We start from the raw sequence: 19,213 nt of genomic DNA, 5'->3' as shown, positions 1-19,213 counted from the left end.
ATTTCTATTATATAAAAAATACCTACAGACTAAACACTTTTTTTCATGTGTCCAGTCTATAGGTATCATTTTAGGGAAACCTCTCTTTTTTCATTAAAAAAACTGTGAATTTATTTGACAGAGTATTATCAATATAGATAGGATAAATTTTATATTCAATACAATTTTATCCTGATAAGAGATAAAACAGCTTTGATATTAATTTATTTAATAGAGAAAAATGCCATAAAAGCCTTGCAAATAACTTTTATACATATTATAATCATATTGAAGTCAAAGAGTTGGTCATTTTTTTTGAAATTAATTGTTATAATATTAACAAAGAGTTAATAAAACAGTTATATAATTTAACAAAAAACCAATAATTTGTCTAAAATTGTATTATGAAACCTACTAAAAATTTAGCTTTATATTTTAAGGAGGATTACCACCATGGAATTAAAAAATGTTACTCTTGAAAAGAAAGAAAGAGTTGCGGTAGTGACTATCAATAGACCAAAAGCTTTAAATGCTTTAAACTCAGAAACATTAAAGGATTTAGACGTAGTTATTAACGAATTAGAAAATGATAAAGATTGCTATGTAGTTATTTTAACAGGTGCTGGTGAAAAGTCATTTGTTGCAGGCGCAGATATTTCAGAAATGAAAGATTTAAACGAAGCACAAGGTGAAGAATTCGGTATTTTAGGCAATAAAGTTTTTAGAAGATTAGAGAATTTAGACAAGCCAGTAATAGCTGCTATATCAGGTTTTGCTCTAGGTGGAGGTTGTGAACTTGCAATGTCATGTGATATAAGAATAGCATCTGAAAAAGCAAAATTCGCACAACCAGAAGTTGGTCTAGGAATAACTCCAGGTTTTGGTGGAACTCAAAGATTACCAAGATTAGTTGGCTTAGGAAAAGCTAAAGAATTAATTTATACATGTGACATTATTAAAGCTGACGAAGCATTAAGAATAGGATTAGTTAATAAAGTTGTTCCTCTAGAAAATCTTATGGAAGAAGCTTTTGCTATGGCTAATAAAATAGCAGAAAATGCACCTATAGCAGTTAAGCTATGCAAAGATGCAATAAACAGAGGAATGCAAGTTAATATAGATGAAGCAATAGCAATAGAAGCACAAGATTTCGGAAAATGTTTCTCAACAGAAGATCAAAAAGAAGGAATGAATGCTTTTATCGAAAGAAGAGCTAAAAGCTTCCAAAACAAATAATTAAGGTACGAATTAAGGAGGTAAAAATATGAATTTCGCATTGACAAAAGAACAACAATTAGTAAGACAAATGGTTAGAGAATTTGCATTAAATGAAGTAAAGCCTATAGCAGGTGAAATTGATGAAACAGAAGAGTTTCCAATGGAAAACACTAAAAAGATGGCTAAACTTGGAATGTTAGGTATTCCATTTAAAAAAGAATATGGTGGAGCTGGTGGAGACACCTTATCATATATAATGACAGTAGAAGAATTATCAAAGGTATGTGGAACTCACGGAGTTATAGTTTCAGCTCATACTTCATTATGTGCATGTGTAGTTGACGCATTTGGTAATGCAGCACAAAAAGAAAAATATCTTCCAGCATTAGCTAAAGGTGAAAAACTTGGTGCTTTCGGATTAACTGAACCAGGTGCTGGTACAGATGCATCAGGACAACAAACTACTGCTGTTTTAGATGGAGATAATTATATATTAAACGGATCAAAAATATTCATAACAAATGGTGGAGTTGCAGAAACTTTCATAATATTTGCTATGACAGATAGAAGCAAAGGAACAAAAGGAATATCTGCTTTCATAGTAGAAAAAAGCTTCCCAGGATTCTCAATAGGTAAATTAGAAAACAAGATGGGTATAAGAGCATCTTCAACTACAGAACTTATCATGGAAAACTGTATAGTTCCAAAAGAAAACTTATTAGGAGCTGAAGGAAAAGGCTTTGGTATAGCAATGAAAACTCTTGATGGAGGAAGAATTGGTATAGCTGCTCAAGCATTAGGACTTGCTGCAGGAGCTTTAGAAGAAGCAATTGCTTACATGCAAGAAAGAAAACAATTTGGTAGACCACTTTCAGCATTCCAAGGATTACAATGGATGATAGCTGATATGGATGTTAAAGTAGAAGCTGCAAGACAACTTGTTTATAAAGCTGCATGGCTTAAAGATCAAGGACTTCCATATTCATTAGATGCTGCAAGAGCAAAATTATTTGCGTCAGAAGTAGCTATGGAAGTAACAACTAAAGCAGTTCAAATATTTGGTGGATACGGATATACTAAAGAATATCCAGTAGAAAGATTAATGAGAGATGCTAAGATAACTGAAATCTATGAAGGAACTTCAGAAGTTCAAAGAATGGTTATCGCTGCAAATGTTATAAAGTAATTAAGGGAGGCTTAATAATATGAAAATAGTAGTTTGTTTAAAGCAAGTTCCAGATACAACAGCTGTAAGAATAGATCCAAAAACAGGAACACTTATAAGAGATGGAGTTCCATCAATTATAAATCCAGAAGATAAACACGCATTAGAAGAAGCATTAGTTCTTAAAGAAACTTACGGAGCAACAGTTACAATAGTAAGTATGGGACCTCCACAAGCAAAAGATGCTTTAAGAGAAGCATTATCTATGGGAGCAGATGAAGCTATATTAATAACTGATAGAGCATTTGCAGGATCAGATACTCTTGCAACTTCAAAAGCATTAGCAGGAGTTTTAAAGAAATTAGAATACGATATAATATTTGCTGGAAGACAAGCAATTGATGGAGATACTGCACAAGTTGGACCAGAAATAGCTGAACATTTAGATATTCCACAAGTAACTTACGTTCAAGAAGTAAAAGTAAATGGTGACTTATTAACTATAAACAGAGCATTAGAAGATGGATATGAATTAGTTGAAGTAAAAACACCAGTATTATTAACAGCAATAAAAGAATTAAATAACCCAAGATACATGAACATCGCAAGTATATTTGATACTAAAGATGCTGAAATTAAAGTTTGGTCAGTGAATGATATTGATGTAGATAAAGCTGAGCTTGGATTGCCAGGTTCTCCAACTAAGGTTAAGAAATCTATGACTAAGGAAACTAAGGGAGCTGGAGAATTAGTTGAAAAACCAGCAAAAGAAGCAGCTAGTTACGTTTTAGAAAAATTAAAAGAAAAACACTACATCTAATATTAGGAGGTAAGAGTAATGAGTAATATAGCAGATTACAAAGGAGTTTGGGTTTTCGCTGAGCAAAGAGAAGGAGAACTTCAAAAGGTTTCTCTTGAATTATTAGGCGAAGGTAGAAAAATTGCAGATAAATTAGGAGTAAAACTTACGGCTTTACTTCTTGGAAATAATGTATCAAATTTAGTAGAAGAATTAGCTACTCATGGAGCAGACGAAGTTTTAGTAGCTGAACATGAATTACTAACTCATTATACAACTGACGGATATACAAAGGTTATTTGTGACCTTGCAAATGATAGAAAACCAGAAATATTATTTATAGGAGCTACATTTGTAGGAAGAGATTTAGGTCCTAGAGTAGCAGCTAGATTAACAACTGGATTAACTGCTGACTGTACTTCATTAGATATAGATGAAAATGGAAAGTTCTTATTAGCTACTAGACCTGCTTTTGGTGGTAACTTAATGGCTACTATAGCTTGTCAAGATCACAGACCACAAATGGCTACAATAAGACCAGGAGTTTTCACTAAATCAGATAAAGTTGAAAATAACGCTGAAGTAATTAAAGTTGAAGTTAAACTTGCACAAGAAGATGTAAGAACAAAAGTTATAGAAATAGTTAAAGAGAAAAAAGACGTAGTTGATATAAGTGAAGCTAATTTCATAGTTTCTGGTGGTAGAGGAGTTGGATCTAAAGAAAACTTCAAACTATTAGCAGATTTAGCAGAAGCTTTAGGTGGAACAGTTGGTGGTTCTAGAGCAGCTATAGAAAAAGAATGGATAGACAAAAACTATCAAGTAGGTCAAACAGGAAAAACAGTTAGACCTAATATATATATAGCATGTGGTATATCAGGAGCTATACAACACGTTGCTGGTATGCAAGATTCAGATTTAATTATAGCAATAAACAAGGATGCTAATGCACCAATAATGAAATTAGCTGACTATGCTATAGTTGGAGATTTAACAAAAGTTGTTCCAGAATTAACAGCTCAAGTAAAAGCATTAAAAGAAAATGCATAATTGTTAATTACCTAAATTTAGGTTACAATAATATAGGGGGAGAAATCCCCCCCTTAGAAAACACCTTAAAATAATGGAGGTTTGTAATATGGAAAAGATTTTTGTTCTTGGTGCAGGTACTATGGGAGCAGGTATTGTTCAAGCGTTTGCACAAAAAGGTTTTGAAGTAATAGTAAGAGATATTAAAGATGAATTTGTAGATAGAGGACTTGCTGGAATTCAAAAGAATGTTGAAAAGTTAGCAGCTAAAGGTAAAATAACTGAAGAAGATAAGGATGCAATCCTTTCAAGAATTTCAGGAACTACTGATTTAAATTTAGCAGCTGATTGTGATTTAGTTGTTGAAGCAGCAGTAGAAAACATGAAAATTAAAAGAGAAATATTCGCTCAATTAGATGAAATTTGTAAGCCAGAAACTATTTTAGCTTCAAATACTTCATCTCTTTCAATAACAGAAGTAGCAGCAGCTACAAAAAGACCAGATAAAGTTATAGGAATGCATTTCTTCAACCCAGCACCTATAATGAAATTGGTTGAAGTAATCAGAGGAATGGCTACTTCAAATGAAACATTTGAAGCAGTTAAAGAAGTTTCTGTAGCTATTGGTAAAGAACCAGTAGAAGTAGCAGAAGCTCCAGGATTTGTTGTTAACAGAATCCTTATCCCTATGATTAATGAAGCAGTAGGAATACTTGCAGAAGATATCGCTTCTGCAGAAGACATAGATACAGCTATGAAACTTGGTGCTAATCACCCAATGGGACCTTTAGCATTAGGAGACCTTATAGGTCTAGATGTTTGTCTAGCTATCATGGATGTACTTTACACTGAAACAGGTGACACTAAGTACAGAGCTCACTCACTTCTAAGAAAGTATGTTAGAGCTGGATGGTTAGGAAGAAAGAGTGGAAGAGGATTCCACAACTATAACGCTTAATTTAGCTTACATTTTACCACTATATAAATCCAAAGAATCCCCTTGCAATTTATTGCAGGGGGATTTTTTATTAAAGTTGAATAAATTTTAGGGTATAATTTATATTAAGAATATAAAAAACAGGAGAAAAATATGAAAATTAATGAATGGCAAATGAATATATTTGACTCTTTGTATGATGGAGTACTTATAGCAGATAGAGAGTTCAGGGTTGTATATATAAATCCAGCATATACTAGAATTACAAATGTAAATTATGAAGATATAATAGGAAAAGAAATAAGTGAAGTTAGATTAGGAAGTAAACTCCCAGAGGTAATCTCAAGTGGAAAGAAACTAATAGGAATTAAAAGAAAGGTTTCCGGTATAGAGTATATAGTTAATATAGTTCCTATAATAGAGAATAATGATATAGTCGGTGGCATTTCTATATTGAATGAAATTAACGATATATATAAATTGGTTGAGGAATTAAGAAAGTCAAATGATATAATAAAGGATTTAAAAGATAAAGTTAAAAATATAGGAAATCAAGCTAGATATGTTTTTGACGATATAGTTGGAGAAGATCCTAAGACAATTGAAACAAAAGCACTTGCGATTAAGATAGCAAAAAAAGATTTAAATGTTTTAATAACTGGAGAAAGCGGAACTGGAAAAGAGCTTATTGCTCAGGCAATACATAATGAAAGTGAAAGAAGGAATAAGCCCTTTGTAGCTATAAACTGTGCAACTTTAGAAAGTAACTTTCTAGAGAGTGAGTTATTTGGATATTCTGAAGGTGCATTCACTGGAGCAAAAAAAGGGGGCAAAAGAGGACTGTTTTTAGAAGCCAGTGGTGGAACTCTATTTTTAGATGAGTTATCAGAGATGGATTATAAACTTCAAGCAAAACTATTAAGAACTCTTCAAGAAAATATTATTAGACCTATAGGAGGAGTAGCGGAAATTCCTATTGATGTCAGAATAATAGCTGCGACCAACAGAAATTTAGAAACAATGATAGAAAATAATGAATTTAGAAGAGATTTATACTATAGAATAGCTATATTTACAGTAAACTTGCTTCCTTTAAGAGAAAGAAGAAAAGATATAATACCTCTATCAAAGAATTTTTTAAAAAGAATTGAAAAGAAATTCAGAAAAGATTTATCTCTAAATGAAGAAGTGTTGAAGTTACTAGAAAGTTTTAAGTGGTCAGGTAATGTGAGAGAGTTAAAAAATTCAATAGAATTTGCGGCAATGATGACTGAGGATAATGAAATAAAAATCAGTGATCTTCCCAAAAAGATTCAGGAGGAAGGGTTTATACATAATCTAATTCCTATTAAAACTTTAGAGGATATAATAAAAGAAACTGAAAAAAATGAAATTGAAAAAGCTATAAAACTGTATGGAGATACTGTTGAAGGAAAAAAATCAGCTGCAAAAGCTTTAGGAATTTCTTTAGCATCTTTATACAATAAAATTAAATAATGAGAGAGTGCGACCTCTTTCTAAAATATTAGAAACTTTAAGAAATGATTTCTAATATTTTAGAAAGAGGTTTATTGTATATATTTACAGGGCTTGTAAAAGGATTTCATAAAGTTATGATAATAAGTTTCTAAAATTTTAGAAATTCATAAACAGTATAGAAATAAAAATTAGAGAAATAGTGCAGTTTAGCAGTTGAAAACTTTGGCATAATACTTGCGTATATAGATATATGTGATTGCAGTAAAGGAGGGTTAGTTTTGAAAAAAGTTAGAGTAGGATCTGGAGCAGGATATGGTGGAGATAGAATAGAGCCAGCTGTAGATATTATGACTTATGGAAATCTAGACTATATAATTTTTGAATGCTTAGCTGAAAGAACTATATCTTTAGCACAGCTAGAAAAATTAAAAGATAAAAATAAAGGGTATAATGAACTATTAGAATATAGAATGGAAAAAATAATACCTTTATGTGTAGAAAAAAAGGTCAAAGTAATTACTAATATGGGTGCAGCAAATCCATTAGCAGCAGCAGAAGTTATAAAAAGAATAGCAGAAGAAAAGAACATTAAAAATCTAAAAATAGCTGCAGTACTTGGAGACGATGTATTTAGTGAAATAAATGGATATATGGATTATGAGATTATTGAAACAGGTGAAAAAATTGAATCCATTAAAGATAAGATAATTTCTGCTAATGCCTATATAGGAGTTAAAGGAATAATAGAAGCTTTAGAAAATAATGCAGACATCATAATTACAGGAAGAGTAGCAGATCCTGCATTAGTATTAGCTCCATTAATTTATGAGTTTGGGTGGAAAGAAGATGAGTATGATAAACTTGCAAAAGGTATAGTGGCAGGACATTTACTAGAATGTGGTGCTCAAGTATGCGGAGGATATTATGCTGATCCAGGATATAAGGATGTACCAGACTTATGGAATATAGGATTTCCTATAGCTGATATTTATGAAGATGGAGAAATTAATCTATCAAAACTTGAAAAGTCTGGAGGAGTAATTTCTACAGAAACTTGTAAAGAACAATTGATATATGAGATTCATGATCCTGAAAATTACCTTACACCTGATGTTATAGCAGATTTTTCAGAAATAAGTGTTGAAGATATAGGAAAAGATAGAGTTTCAATAAAAGGAGCCAAAGGTAAAAAGAAGACCGGTTTACTAAAAACCAGTGTAGGGTATAAAGATTGTTACATTGGTGAAGGTGAAATAAGCTACGGTGGCGCAGGAGCATATGAAAGAGCAAAGCTAGCTGGAGATGTAATAAGGAAGAGACTAGAATATATAAATCTTCCTATTGAAGAATTAAGAATAGATTTTATTGGAGTTAATTCTTTATTTAAAGATAAAATAAGTGATAGCATAAGTAACTTTAGAAGTGATTATACAGAGGTTAGATTAAGAGTAGCGGCTAGAACTAAAACAAAAGAAGATGCAAAAATAATAGGAAATGAAGTTGAAGCCTTATATACAAATGGACCAGCAGCTGGTGGCGGAGTTAGAAAATATGTCAGAGAAATAATATCAATAGCCTCAATATTAATACCAGAAGAGTCCATAAAAACTGAAGTTGTTTATAGGGAGGTATAATTATGAAATTAAGGGAGATAGCCCATTCAAGAACTGGTGATAAAGGAAATATATCTAATATCTCATTAATTGTTTATGACATGGATGACTACGAAAAAATAAAAGCCTATGTTACAGAGGAAAAAGTAAAAGCATGGTTTCATGACATTGTAAAAGGTGAAGTAAGAAGATATGAACTCCCAAAACTTGGAGCACTTAACTTTGTACTTGAAAAAGCTTTAGGTGGTGGAGTTACTAAATCTTTAGCCATTGATATGCATGGGAAAACATTGAGTTCTGCACTTTTAGAGATGGAAATTTGATTTATAAATAGGAGATTTTTTAATGAATAAGCTAACATCAGTTAATGAAGTTATAAAAAAGATTAAAGATGGCAATTCAATTATGGTTGGAGGATTTTTAAAAAATGGACATCCAGAAGTATTAGTTAATGCTTTATCTGATTCAGAAGTAAAAAATTTAACCATCATATCTAATGATACAGGAACAACTGAATGTGCCTTATATAAAGTAATAGCAAATAGGCAGGCATCTAGAATAATAGCATCCTATATAGGTGCTAATCCAGAGACGGGCAAGCTATTAATGAATGGAGAAGCTGATGTTCAACTATTTCCTCAAGGAACCCTTGCAGAAAAGATAAGAGCAGGGGGAGCTGGATTGGGAGGATTTCTAACACCAGTAGGAGTAGGAACAATAGTTGAAGAGGGAAAAGAGAAACTTAAACTTAATGAAGTAGAGTATTTATTAGAACTACCTTTAAAAGCTGATGTTGCACTTATTAGAGCACACAAAGCAGATAAACATGGTAATCTTAGTTTTAAAGGTTCAACTAGAAACTTTAATGTAATAATGGCTATGGCAGCAGATTATGTTGCAGTAGAGGTAGAAGAATATGTTGATGAAATAGATCCCAATAATGTTGTGGTACCAGGAATACTTATAGATGCTATTGTAAAGGTGGGTGAAGTGTAACATGGATAAAAGAGAACTTATCGCCAGAAGAGTAGCTCAAGAGTTTAGAGATGGAAATGTAGTAAACTTAGGCATAGGAATACCAACTTTAGCAGCAAACTACATAACAAATGATATTCAAGTTGTACTCCAATCAGAAAATGGAATATTAGGATTAGGTCCAGAGAGTAATGAAGATAATATTGACGAAAGCATTGTTGATGCAGGAGGAAAGCCGAAGACTATAGTTCAAGGCGGAGCATTTTTTGATAGTGCATTCTCATTTTCGCTAATAAGAGGTGGACATGTTGATATAACAGTTTTAGGCGCTCTTGAAGTTGATGAAGAAGGAAACCTGTCAAACTGGATGATACCTAACAAAAAAGTTCCAGGTATGGGTGGAGCTATGGATTTAGTTGTAGGTGCCAAGAAAACAATAATTGCAATGGAACATGTAAATAGAGATGGGAAAGCAAAAATATTAGAAAAATGTGTACTTCCACTGACAGCAGCAAAGCAAGTAAATAAAATAATAACTGACCTTTCAGTAATTGATGTAGTTAAAGGTGAAGGTTTAGTACTAAGAGAAATAGCAGAAGGATTATCCGTAGAAGATTTAAAAAGATTGACACAAGCAAAGTTTAATATAGCTAAAGACCTTAAAATAATTACTTTATAAATTCTTAAATTTATATGTTTAAGGAGGAAAAAATGAGATTAATTATTAATGCAGATGATTTTGGATTAACCTTAGGAATATCTAAAGGTATAATCGAAGGATTAAAAAATGGAATAATAACTGATACATCAGCTATGGTTAACTCAAAGTATTTTGAAGAAAGTTTAGACTTAGCTAAAGCAGCTGGAATTAAATCTATGGGAGTTCATTTAAATATAACTGCTTTAAGACCTATAAGTAAGTCTCAGTATGTAAAAACAATAATAGATTCAGAAGGTAATTTCTATAAAAATCCTAGCTTAATACCTAAGGGTTACAGCTATGAAGAAATAGAAAGAGAGCTTAGAGCACAGATAGAAAAATTCTTAAACACAGGACTAGTCTTAGATCATTTAGATGTACATCATGGGTTTAATGCAATGGAAGAAAAGCTCTTTACTTTAGTAATGAATTTAGCAAAAGAGTATAAGGTGCCTTTAAGAAAAAATACTGAGGAATTTAAAGAGCTAGTAGATAAGGCAGTTAAAAGACCTGATTATTTTATAAAAGATTTCTATGGTGATAATGTAACTATAGAAAAGCTAAAAGAAAACTTACTTAAGTATAGAGAGTTTGAAGGAACTTTAGAGATGATGACACATCCAGGTTTCGTAGATGAAGAGATAATGAAGATATCAAGTTACAATATACATCGTGAAGAAGAATTAAAGGTTTTAACAAGCAGTGAAATAAAAGATTTTATAAATAAAAGCAATATTAATTTAGTTAATTATAAATCATTATAACAAAGGAGAGATAGAGATGAAAATTTTATTAGTTTGTGCGGCAGGAATGTCTACAAGTTTAGTTGTACAAAAAATGCAAAAGAATTTAAAGGAAAATGAACAGGACTGGGTGATTGAAGCAAAACCAGCAGAGGAATTTAACGATTTAGTTAAAGAATATGATGTGGTACTTTTAGGACCTCAAATAAGATTTAAAAAGGCAGAATTTGAAGCAGTTGCAAAACAATACAACGTTCCTGTAGATATTATAAACATGACTGATTATGGTATGTGCAGAGGCGATAAAGTATTAGAACAAGCAAGAAAATTAGGGAATAAATAATTAGAATACTATATGCAGATTATAAGGAGAAATAGAAAATGAATGACATGGAAGAAATAATTTTTCAATTAATAACATATTCAGGAGCAGCAAGAAGTTCAGTTTTTGAAGCGATGAGTGCAGCATCTAAAGGAGACTTTGAAAAATCTAAAGAATTGATGGAAGAAGCAAGAAAAGAGTTATTAAACTCTCATAAAATACAAACCAACTTAATACAAAGAGAAGCTGGTGGAGATAAGACAGAAGTAAATTTACTTTTAGTACATGCTCAAGATCATCTAATGACCTCAATATTAGCAAAAGATCTTATAGAAAAGATGATAGAAATGGAAGAAAAAATTAAAAATCTAGAAAGCAAAATAATAACTTAAATGAAATCGGTTAAAAAATACAATTATCAGGAGGGAAATTAATGAACGGTCAAAATTTAATGGAAAAGTTCAGTGGATTCTTAGAAAAATATTTAATGCCTATAGGAGATAAAATCAGTGGGCAAAAACATTTAAAAGCAGTAAGAGATGGTATGATGGCAATAGTTCCTCTTACAATCATAGGTGGATTATTTTTAGTTGTTGCAGCGCCACCAGTAAGTGCAGATGTATTTGCATGGAGCCCAAAGGTTCAAGGAATGCTTTTGTTACCTTACACAATGACAATGGCTATAATGTCTATATTTGCAACAATGGCTATAGCGTATAGTTTGGCAGAACAATATAATTTAAACAAATTAAATTCTAGTATAATAACAGGAATTGTATTTTTATTACTTTGTGCACCAGCTCAAACAATAATACCAACAGGAGCTGAAAAAGGCATGTCAGTTTTAGCAGCTACATATTTAGATGCTAAAGGACTATTTACAGGAATAATAATTGCAATAGGCGTTGTAGAAATAATAAGATTCTTAAAAGTTAAGAAAATTACTATTAAAATGCCAGACGGAGTACCACCAGCAGTATCGGCATCATTTGACTCAATTATACCATTAGCAGTATCAATAATTGTATTCTACGGAATAAGCGTTATATTACAAGCAAACTTTGGATTATCAGTACCACAAGTTATCAATAAGCTATTAACTCCAGCATTAAATGCTTCAGATTCACTTCCATTTATACTATTTGCTATATTAATGATGAAATTATTCTGGCTTTTAGGAATTCATGGAGCAAGTATAATGAGTGGTTTAGTTACACCAATAATGACTGCAAACCTTATGACAAATGCAGCATTATCTGCTGGTGGAGAAAGCCCAGTTAAGATATTTACAAGTGTATTTATGTCTTGTTATGCTATTAATAATATAGCACCAGCAGTACTTTCTATGAGAAGTAAAAGTGCTCACTTAAAAGCTATAGGTAAAGTAGCAATATTACCAGCAATATTTAATATAGGGGAACCATTAGTATTTGGATTACCTTATGTATTAAATCCAATATTAGCAATACCATTTTTAGTTACACCTGTTATAAACATATCACTAGCATACTTTGCAGTAAGTACAGGATTAGTTGGAAAAGCAATTATAGAGCCACCATTTACTACTCCAGGTCCTCTATATGCCTTCCTTGCAACTGTTGACTATAAAGCAATTATATTGTGGCTTGTACTTTTAGCTATATCATTTATAACATTTTATCCATTCTTTAAAATTTATGATAAAGAATTATTGAAAAAAGAACAAGAAGAAGCAGCAACTTTAGAAGCTTAAAATATATAGACAGTCCCTTCTTTTAAAAACAATAAAAGAGGGGAACTCGTCTTTATTAAGAAAGATAGGAGCGATTATATGGAGATTTCATTTTCACAGGAAAAATTTGATTTAAAGGCAGGAATGAAAATAGCTGGCTATGGTGGAAGAGTAGCTTGTGGTGTAAATGATGACTTAAAAGCAAGAGTAATAGTTTTTAAAGAAGATGGAGAATTTTATACCCTAATACAATTAGATCTTTTAGCTATAGACTATTATTTTTCTGATTTAATAAAGAAAAATATAGAAGAAAAATTAGCTATAAAAAAAGAAAATATAATGATTAACTGCTCACATACTCACTCAGGTATTGCAGGAGTTGTTAATACTGATTTAAATATAAATAAAAGATATTTAGGAACCTTTGATAAATTTAACGAAGATTTAGCTAATAAAATCATAGAGAAAATAATAACTTCCATAGAAAAATCTCAAAACTCTATGGAGAAGTTTAAAATATATTATAATAGAAAAACAGTAGAAGGAATATGTACAGATAGAAACAATCCTTCAAATTATATAGATAATTTATTACAGACTATAAACATAGAAACTGAAAGTAAAAGAAAGGCAGTAATATATAACTATGCTTGTCATCCTACAGTTATGGAAGGCGCAAATAAATATATAACTGCTGATTTTGTAGGAGAAACCTCAAAAGTTTTAGAAGATGGGGGAGTAGATGTAGCTATGTTTTATAATGGTGCTTGTGGAAACATAAGTACTAGATTTACTAAAAAAGAATCATCTTTTAATGAAGTTAAGAGAATTGGAGGGACTTTAGGCGATGAAGTCCTAAAACTAATTGAGGATAATAAGGAAGAGTTAGAATTATCTAAAATAACAATTAAATCAAAAACCATTTCATTAAAAGTTAAAAAAATCGGTACTGAGGAAAGCATAAGAGCTAAAATGTCTCAGATAGAAGTAAAAATAAAGGAAGCTTTAGATAAGGGTTTAGATAAAAACAGTATGAAACCTTACTATTTTGAGCTAGAGGGTGCAAGAAGAAATCTAGACTTATTAGGAAGTTTTGAAGATATTAAAACAATAGATCTAAAAGTGAGTTTCCTAAAAGCTAATGATGTTTACATGGTTTATATTCCCGGGGAATTATTTTCATCATTAGGTGATAAGATTAAAAATGAATTTTCCGATAAAAAGGTTATTATAGTAACTTATAGTAACGGTTATATAGGATATATTCCAGATGAAGAGGCTTATGAAAAAGGCTGTTTTGAAGTTATGCTTTCACCACTTGATAAGGGTGAGGGTGAGAAATTAGTTTATGATGTAATAAATTTTATAAAAAGTTATTAAAGTTAAATTAAATACATGGATATATAAAAGAGAGCAGCTTTAAAAGTGACTGCTCTCTTTTATATTAATAAACATGATTTATTACATATCCATTTTTAGATAACTCGTTTTTAATTGTTTCTATATGTGAGTGTCCATTGGTTTCAACTGTAACTTCTAGAAGTACATTTTTAAGTCTGTCTATAGCCTTAAATTGATTATGTTCAAGTTGGATTACATTAGCTCTAACTGAAGTAAGTATTCTTGATATTTCTAAAAGCTGTCCAGGAGTATCAGGAAGTTCAACTGAAAAACAGAAAAGTCTTCCTCTAGATACTAGACCAGAATTAATAAGTGCTGAGATAGTAACCATATCTATATTTCCACCACTTATAATAGAAACAATCTTTTTATTTTCTAGATTTAATTTCTTCAAAGCAGCTAATGAAGCTACACCAGAAGCTTCAGCCAAAAGTTTATGTTTTTCTGTAAGAAGAATGAAACTTTCTGCTATATCTGCATCAGATACTGTTACTATATCGTCAACATAGGTTTTTATAAATTCATAGGTTAAATCACCAGGCACCTTAACAGCTATACCATCTGCTATTGTGCTAACCGTATCGAGGCTTATTAAAGAACCTTTTTTAAAGGATAGTTCCATAGCATTAGCTCCCTCTGCCTGAACACCTATTACTTTAATAGAAGGCTTTAGTTCTTTTGCAGCTAAAGCAATACCACTAATGAGTCCCCCTCCACCTATTGGACAAACTATTACATCTATATCGTCTATCTCTTCAAAAATTTCTAGAGCAAGGGTTCCCTGTCCTAATATTACATCTATGTCGTTAAAAGGATGAAGAAAGTATAAGCCATCTTCTTCCTCAATTCTTCTAGCCTCAGCGTAGGCATCGTCATACACGTTTCCATGAAGAACTACCTCTCCACCAAAATTTTTAGTGGATTGAATTTTTATAAGTGGAGTAGTTTTAGGCATAACTATTTTTGACTTAACACCTTCAAGTGTTGCAGCATAAGCCACCCCTTGAGCATGATTACCTGCAGATGAGCACACAACACCCTTAGATTTTTGCTCTTCAGTTAAGGAACGAAGTTTGTTTAAAGCTCCTCTTAATTTATAGGCTCCAGTTAATTGAAGATTTTCGCACTTCATATAAACCTTGTTATTAGTTTCTTTAGAAAAAATATCGCTATACATTATGGGAGTCTTTATAACTACATCCTTTATTGTATTTCTAGCCTCTTTTATTTTGTCCAAATACATTTTTTTGCCCCCTTATGAATAAGTTACTGTAGAATATTATAGCACATATAAGAAAGAAATTATTACATAATTAAGAGTATATTATTTCAACAATTTATTAAATATTATAAGACATATTGTTAAGATTATCACAGAGGTATATAATATATATTGTGGGAAATGTAGGTAAAATTGAGGATATTTATTTTGAGGAGGATGTATATGAACAGATTTACTTTGCCAAGAGACTTGTATTTTGGAGCAGGCTCAATGGAGTACTTAAAAACTTTAAAAGGTAAAAAAGCAGTTATTGCCGTAGGTGGAGGATCCATGAAGAAATTTGGATTCTTAGATAAGGCTATAAGCTATTTAGAAGAAGCGGGAATAGAAACCAAACTTATTGAAGGAATAGAACCAGATCCATCAGTAGAAACAGTATTTAAAGGTGCAGAACTTATGAGAGAGTTTGAACCAGATTGGATTATAGCTATGGGTGGTGGCTCACCAATTGATGCTGCCAAGGCTATGTGGGTATTCTACGAACATCCAGAAAAAACTTTTGATGATATAAAAGATCCTTTCACTATTCCAGAACTAAGAAACAAAGCTAGATTCTTAGCAATACCTTCCACTTCAGGAACAGCTACAGAAGTAACTGCTTTCTCTGTAATAACAGACTATAAGACAGAAATAAAATACCCATTAGCGGATTATAATATAACACCAGATGTTGCTATAGTTGATCCAGACCTTGCTGAAACTATGCCTAAAAAGTTAACAGCTCATACAGGAATGGATGCTTTAACTCATGCTATAGAAGCATATGTAGCAACTTTAAATTCACCTTTCTCAGATCCTTTAGCAATAAAAGCTATACAAATGGTTTATGAGCATCTATTTGATTCTTATAATGAGGACAAGTCCTCAAGAGAACAAATGCATTATGCTCAATGTTTAGCAGGAATGGCGTTTACAAATGCACTACTTGGAATAACTCATTCTATGGCACATAAATCAGGAGCAGTATTCCATATACCTCATGGTTGCGCTAATGCAATATACCTTCCATATGTTATAGATTTTAATAAAAAGGCATGTATGGATAGATACGCTCATATAGCTAAATGTGTAGGCTTAAAGGGTGAAACTGATGAAGAATTAGTAGATTCTTTAACAGAATCCATTAGAGAATTAAATAGAAAAATGGATATTCCACTTTCATTACAAGAGTATGGAATTGATGAAAATTTATTTAAAGAAAAAGCAGCACTAATGGCTGAAAGAGCTGTAGCTGATGCTTGTACTGGATCTAATCCAAGAACAATAGATAAAGAACAAATGCAAAAAGTATATGAATGTGCTTACTACGGAACTAAAGTAGATTTCTAATAATTAATTAGCTTAGGGGAATAGATTCTCTTAAGCTAATTTCTCTATATAATTTAATGATTGATACTAAAATAAGAAAAACATTAATAAATTAATTAAAGAATAACGAAAAATATGTTAATATATTATCATGGCAAAAGTTTTATTAATAGATAATCTGGGGGGATATGTGTGTACAAGATAGTTAAAAAAAGACAACTAAACGAAAATATCTATCTAATGGATATAGAAGCACCAAGAGTAGCAAAATCATCAAATCCAGGACAATTTATCATAGTGAAAATGGATGAAAAAGGTGAAAGAATTCCATTAACCATATGCGATTATGATGCTGAAGCTGGAACCGTAACAATAGTGTTCCAAACCTTAGGTGGCTCAACACAAAAAATGGCTACTTATAATGAAGGAGATTACTTCCATGATTTTGTAGGCCCACTTGGAGTACCTTCAGAAATGGTACATGAAGATTTAGAGGAGTTAAAGAAAAAGAAAATAGTATTTATAGCAGGTGGAGTAGGAACAGCTCCAGTATATCCACAAGTTAAGTGGCTAAATTCAAAAGGAATTAATGTAGATGTTATAGTAGGGGCAAAAAGTAAAGAGATATTAATATTAGAAGAAGAAATGAGAGAAGTAGCAGGAAACCTATATATAGCAACAGATGACGGCTCCTATGGACATAAAGGATTAGTAACAGAAGTACTTAAAGACTTAGTACAAAATCAAGGAAAAGAATATGATTTAGTAGTAGCCATAGGACCTATGATAATGATGAAGTTCGTATGTTTACTAACTAAGGAATTAGATATAAATACAATAGTAAGTTTAAACCCAATCATGGTAGACGGAACAGGAATGTGTGGAGCTTGCAGAGTAACTGTCGGAAACGAAGTTAAGTTTGCCTGTGTAGATGGGCCAGAATTTGATGGACATTTAGTAAACTTCGATGAAGCAATGAGAAGACAAGCTATGTACAAGACTCAAGAAGGAAGAGTAGAACTTAAAAAAGTCGAAGGGGATACCCATCATGCAAAAAACTGTGGCTGCGGAGGTGAAGAATAATGGATAGAATGAAAAGAATACCTATAGCTGAACAAGCACCTGACGTAAGAGCAAAAAACTTTGAAGAAGTATGTTTAGGTTACACAGATGAAGAAGCTAACCTAGAGGCCTCAAGATGTTTAAACTGTAAAAAACCTAGATGTGTAGATAAATGTCCAGTATCCATTAACATACCTGCCTTTATACAAAAGGTGAAAGATGGAGACATAAAAGCAGCAGCAGAAGTAATAGCAGAAGCATCCTCACTTCCGGCAGTATGCGGAAGAGTATGTCCTCAAGAAAGCCAATGTGAGGGACAATGTGTACTAGGAGTAAAAGGTGAAGCCGTAGCTATAGGAAAGCTAGAAAGATTCGTAGCTGACTGGACTAGAGAAAACAATGTAGATATCTCTAAAAAAGCTGAACCAAACGGCAAAAAAGTAGCAGTAGTAGGGGCAGGTCCAGCAGGATTAACCTGTGCGGGAGATTTAGCAAGACTAGGTTATGAAGTTAAGATATTTGAAGCATTACATGAACCAGGTGGAGTATTAGTATATGGAATACCAGAGTTTAGACTACCAAAGGAAACAGTAGTAAAAACAGAAATAGAAAATGTAAAGAAACTTGGAGTAGAAATAGAAACTAACGTTATCGTAGGAAGAACAATAACAATAGATCAACTATTTGAAGAAGAAGGATTTGAAGCAGTATTCGTAGGCTCCGGAGCAGGACTTCCAAAGTTCATGGGAATACCAGGAGAAAACGCAAACGGAGTACTATCAGCAAATGAATTCTTAACAAGAAGCAATCTAATGAAAGCCTTCAAAGAAGGTTACGACACGCCTATAAGAGTAGGGGATAGAGTAGCTGTAGTTGGTGGTGGAAATGTTGCAATGGATGCAGCAAGAACAGCTTTAAGACTAGGAGCAGAAGTTCATATAGTATATAGAAGAAGCGAAGCAGAGCTTCCAGCAAGAGTAGAAGAAGTACATCATGCAAAAGAAGAAGGAATAATCTTTGACCTTCTAACAAACCCAGTAGAAATACAACAAGACGAAAAAGGTTGGGTTACAGGCATGAAGTGTATAAGAATGGAACTAGGCGAACCTGATGCCTCAGGCAGAAGAAAACCAGTAGAAGTAGAAGGTTCAGAATTTGTAATGCCACTAGACACAGTAATAATGTCTTTAGGAACATCACCAAACCCACTAATATCCTCAACAACAAAAGGACTAGAAATAAATAAAAGAAGATGCCTAGTAGTTGAAGAAGAAACAGGAAAAACAACAAAAGACGGAGTATACGCAGGCGGAGACGCAGTAACAGGAGCCGCAACAGTAATCCTAGCAATGGGAGCAGGAAAAAGAGCTGCTAATGGAATCCATGAATATTTAAGCAACAAATAAAGATAAGACTGTAGAGCTAACTTAAAAGGTTGGTTTTACAGTCTTTTTAAATACTACACCTAATATATAAAATATTCAGTAATT

General features: G+C 32.1%; 19 protein-coding genes. 18 read left to right on the top strand and 1 reads right to left on the bottom strand.

The genetic code is table 11. From position 1 onward, the window contains the following. The first annotated feature begins 432 nt into the window (after nt 1-432). The 15 genes from L1S49_RS20495 (at nt 433) to L1S49_RS20425 (ending at nt 14,050) form a co-directional block, all read left to right on the top strand. Nucleotides 433-1,215, top strand: a complete 783-nt coding sequence (locus L1S49_RS20495) for a short-chain-enoyl-CoA hydratase (protein WP_073021565.1) — start codon at nt 433-435, stop codon at nt 1,213-1,215. 28 nt (nt 1,216-1,243) lie between these two features. Then, the gene (locus tag L1S49_RS20490; protein ID WP_021800321.1) at nt 1,244-2,383 is read left to right on the top strand and encodes an acyl-CoA dehydrogenase; all 1,140 of its coding nucleotides are present in this window, start codon (nt 1,244-1,246) and stop codon (nt 2,381-2,383) included. A gap of 19 nt (nt 2,384-2,402) precedes the next feature. After that, nucleotides 2,403-3,182 carry an electron transfer flavoprotein subunit beta/FixA family protein gene (locus L1S49_RS20485; RefSeq protein WP_021800322.1) on the top strand — a complete coding sequence of 260 codons (780 nt, stop codon included), beginning with the start codon at nt 2,403-2,405 and terminating at the stop codon, nt 3,180-3,182. A gap of 18 nt (nt 3,183-3,200) precedes the next feature. Continuing rightward, the gene (locus L1S49_RS20480; RefSeq protein ID WP_238907199.1) at nt 3,201-4,211 is read left to right on the top strand and encodes an electron transfer flavoprotein subunit alpha/FixB family protein; all 1,011 of its coding nucleotides are present in this window, start codon (nt 3,201-3,203) and stop codon (nt 4,209-4,211) included. A gap of 88 nt (nt 4,212-4,299) precedes the next feature. Next, nucleotides 4,300-5,148 carry a 3-hydroxybutyryl-CoA dehydrogenase gene (locus L1S49_RS20475; protein ID WP_021800324.1) on the top strand — a complete coding sequence of 283 codons (849 nt, stop codon included), beginning with the start codon at nt 4,300-4,302 and terminating at the stop codon, nt 5,146-5,148. Nucleotides 5,149-5,280: 132 nt separating this feature from the next. After that, nucleotides 5,281-6,624 carry a sigma 54-interacting transcriptional regulator gene (locus L1S49_RS20470; protein ID WP_238907198.1) on the top strand — a complete coding sequence of 448 codons (1,344 nt, stop codon included), beginning with the start codon at nt 5,281-5,283 and terminating at the stop codon, nt 6,622-6,624. Nucleotides 6,625-6,884: 260 nt separating this feature from the next. Further along, the gene (locus L1S49_RS20465) at nt 6,885-8,240 is read left to right on the top strand and encodes an acyclic terpene utilization AtuA family protein (protein WP_238907197.1); all 1,356 of its coding nucleotides are present in this window, start codon (nt 6,885-6,887) and stop codon (nt 8,238-8,240) included. 2 nt (nt 8,241-8,242) lie between these two features. After that, nucleotides 8,243-8,542 carry a hypothetical protein gene (locus L1S49_RS20460; RefSeq protein ID WP_238907196.1) on the top strand — a complete coding sequence of 100 codons (300 nt, stop codon included), beginning with the start codon at nt 8,243-8,245 and terminating at the stop codon, nt 8,540-8,542. A 22-nt stretch (nt 8,543-8,564) separates the two neighbouring features. After that, nucleotides 8,565-9,215: a 3-oxoacid CoA-transferase subunit A gene (locus L1S49_RS20455; RefSeq protein WP_238907195.1), complete on the top strand. Its 651-nt coding sequence runs from the start codon at nt 8,565-8,567 to the stop codon at nt 9,213-9,215. Between the two features lies 1 nt (nt 9,216). Beyond that, nucleotides 9,217-9,873, top strand: coding sequence for a 3-oxoacid CoA-transferase subunit B (locus L1S49_RS20450; RefSeq protein ID WP_238907194.1), 657 nt, complete (start codon nt 9,217-9,219; stop codon nt 9,871-9,873). 32 nt (nt 9,874-9,905) lie between these two features. Then, on the top strand, nt 9,906-10,658 hold the full coding sequence (locus L1S49_RS20445; protein WP_238907193.1) for a carbohydrate deacetylase: 753 nt from the start codon (nt 9,906-9,908) through the stop codon (nt 10,656-10,658). A gap of 16 nt (nt 10,659-10,674) precedes the next feature. Beyond that, on the top strand, nt 10,675-10,980 hold the full coding sequence (locus L1S49_RS20440; RefSeq protein WP_238907192.1) for a PTS sugar transporter subunit IIB: 306 nt from the start codon (nt 10,675-10,677) through the stop codon (nt 10,978-10,980). 47 nt (nt 10,981-11,027) lie between these two features. Then, entirely contained in the window at nt 11,028-11,351 is a 324-nt protein-coding gene (locus tag L1S49_RS20435; protein ID WP_275299649.1) for a PTS lactose/cellobiose transporter subunit IIA, read from the top strand. Nucleotides 11,352-11,392: 41 nt separating this feature from the next. Continuing rightward, the gene (locus tag L1S49_RS20430; RefSeq protein ID WP_238907190.1) at nt 11,393-12,691 is read left to right on the top strand and encodes a PTS transporter subunit EIIC; all 1,299 of its coding nucleotides are present in this window, start codon (nt 11,393-11,395) and stop codon (nt 12,689-12,691) included. Between the two features lie 78 nt (nt 12,692-12,769). Beyond that, nucleotides 12,770-14,050: a neutral/alkaline non-lysosomal ceramidase N-terminal domain-containing protein gene (locus L1S49_RS20425; protein WP_238907189.1), complete on the top strand. Its 1,281-nt coding sequence runs from the start codon at nt 12,770-12,772 to the stop codon at nt 14,048-14,050. A 64-nt stretch (nt 14,051-14,114) separates the two neighbouring features. Here the strand turns inward: L1S49_RS20425 and ilvA are convergent, their stop codons facing one another. Further along, nucleotides 14,115-15,314, bottom strand: a complete 1,200-nt coding sequence (ilvA, locus tag L1S49_RS20420) for a threonine ammonia-lyase (protein WP_238907188.1) — start codon at nt 15,312-15,314, stop codon at nt 14,115-14,117. 201 nt (nt 15,315-15,515) lie between these two features. On the opposite strand from ilvA, the gene L1S49_RS20415 reads away from it, so the two are divergent. The 3 genes from L1S49_RS20415 to gltA all read left to right on the top strand — a co-directional run bounded on the left by L1S49_RS20415 (nt 15,516) and on the right by gltA (nt 19,129). Continuing rightward, nucleotides 15,516-16,682, top strand: coding sequence for an iron-containing alcohol dehydrogenase (locus L1S49_RS20415; protein ID WP_238907187.1), 1,167 nt, complete (start codon nt 15,516-15,518; stop codon nt 16,680-16,682). Nucleotides 16,683-16,853: 171 nt separating this feature from the next. Next, entirely contained in the window at nt 16,854-17,744 is an 891-nt protein-coding gene (locus L1S49_RS20410; RefSeq protein WP_238907186.1) for a sulfide/dihydroorotate dehydrogenase-like FAD/NAD-binding protein, read from the top strand. Next, nucleotides 17,744-19,129 carry an NADPH-dependent glutamate synthase gene (gene gltA / locus L1S49_RS20405; RefSeq protein ID WP_238907185.1) on the top strand — a complete coding sequence of 462 codons (1,386 nt, stop codon included), beginning with the start codon at nt 17,744-17,746 and terminating at the stop codon, nt 19,127-19,129. The genes L1S49_RS20410 and gltA overlap by 1 nt, the downstream gene beginning before the upstream one ends. Nucleotides 19,130-19,213 lie beyond the last annotated feature (84 nt).

The organism is Clostridium sp. YIM B02506 (assembly GCF_022324845.1).
Taxonomy (GTDB): Bacteria; Bacillota; Clostridia; order Clostridiales; family Clostridiaceae; genus Clostridium_T; species Clostridium_T intestinale.
The sequence above is the reverse complement of the archived record's forward strand: the minus strand, read 5'-3'. Positions and strand labels throughout refer to the sequence as shown.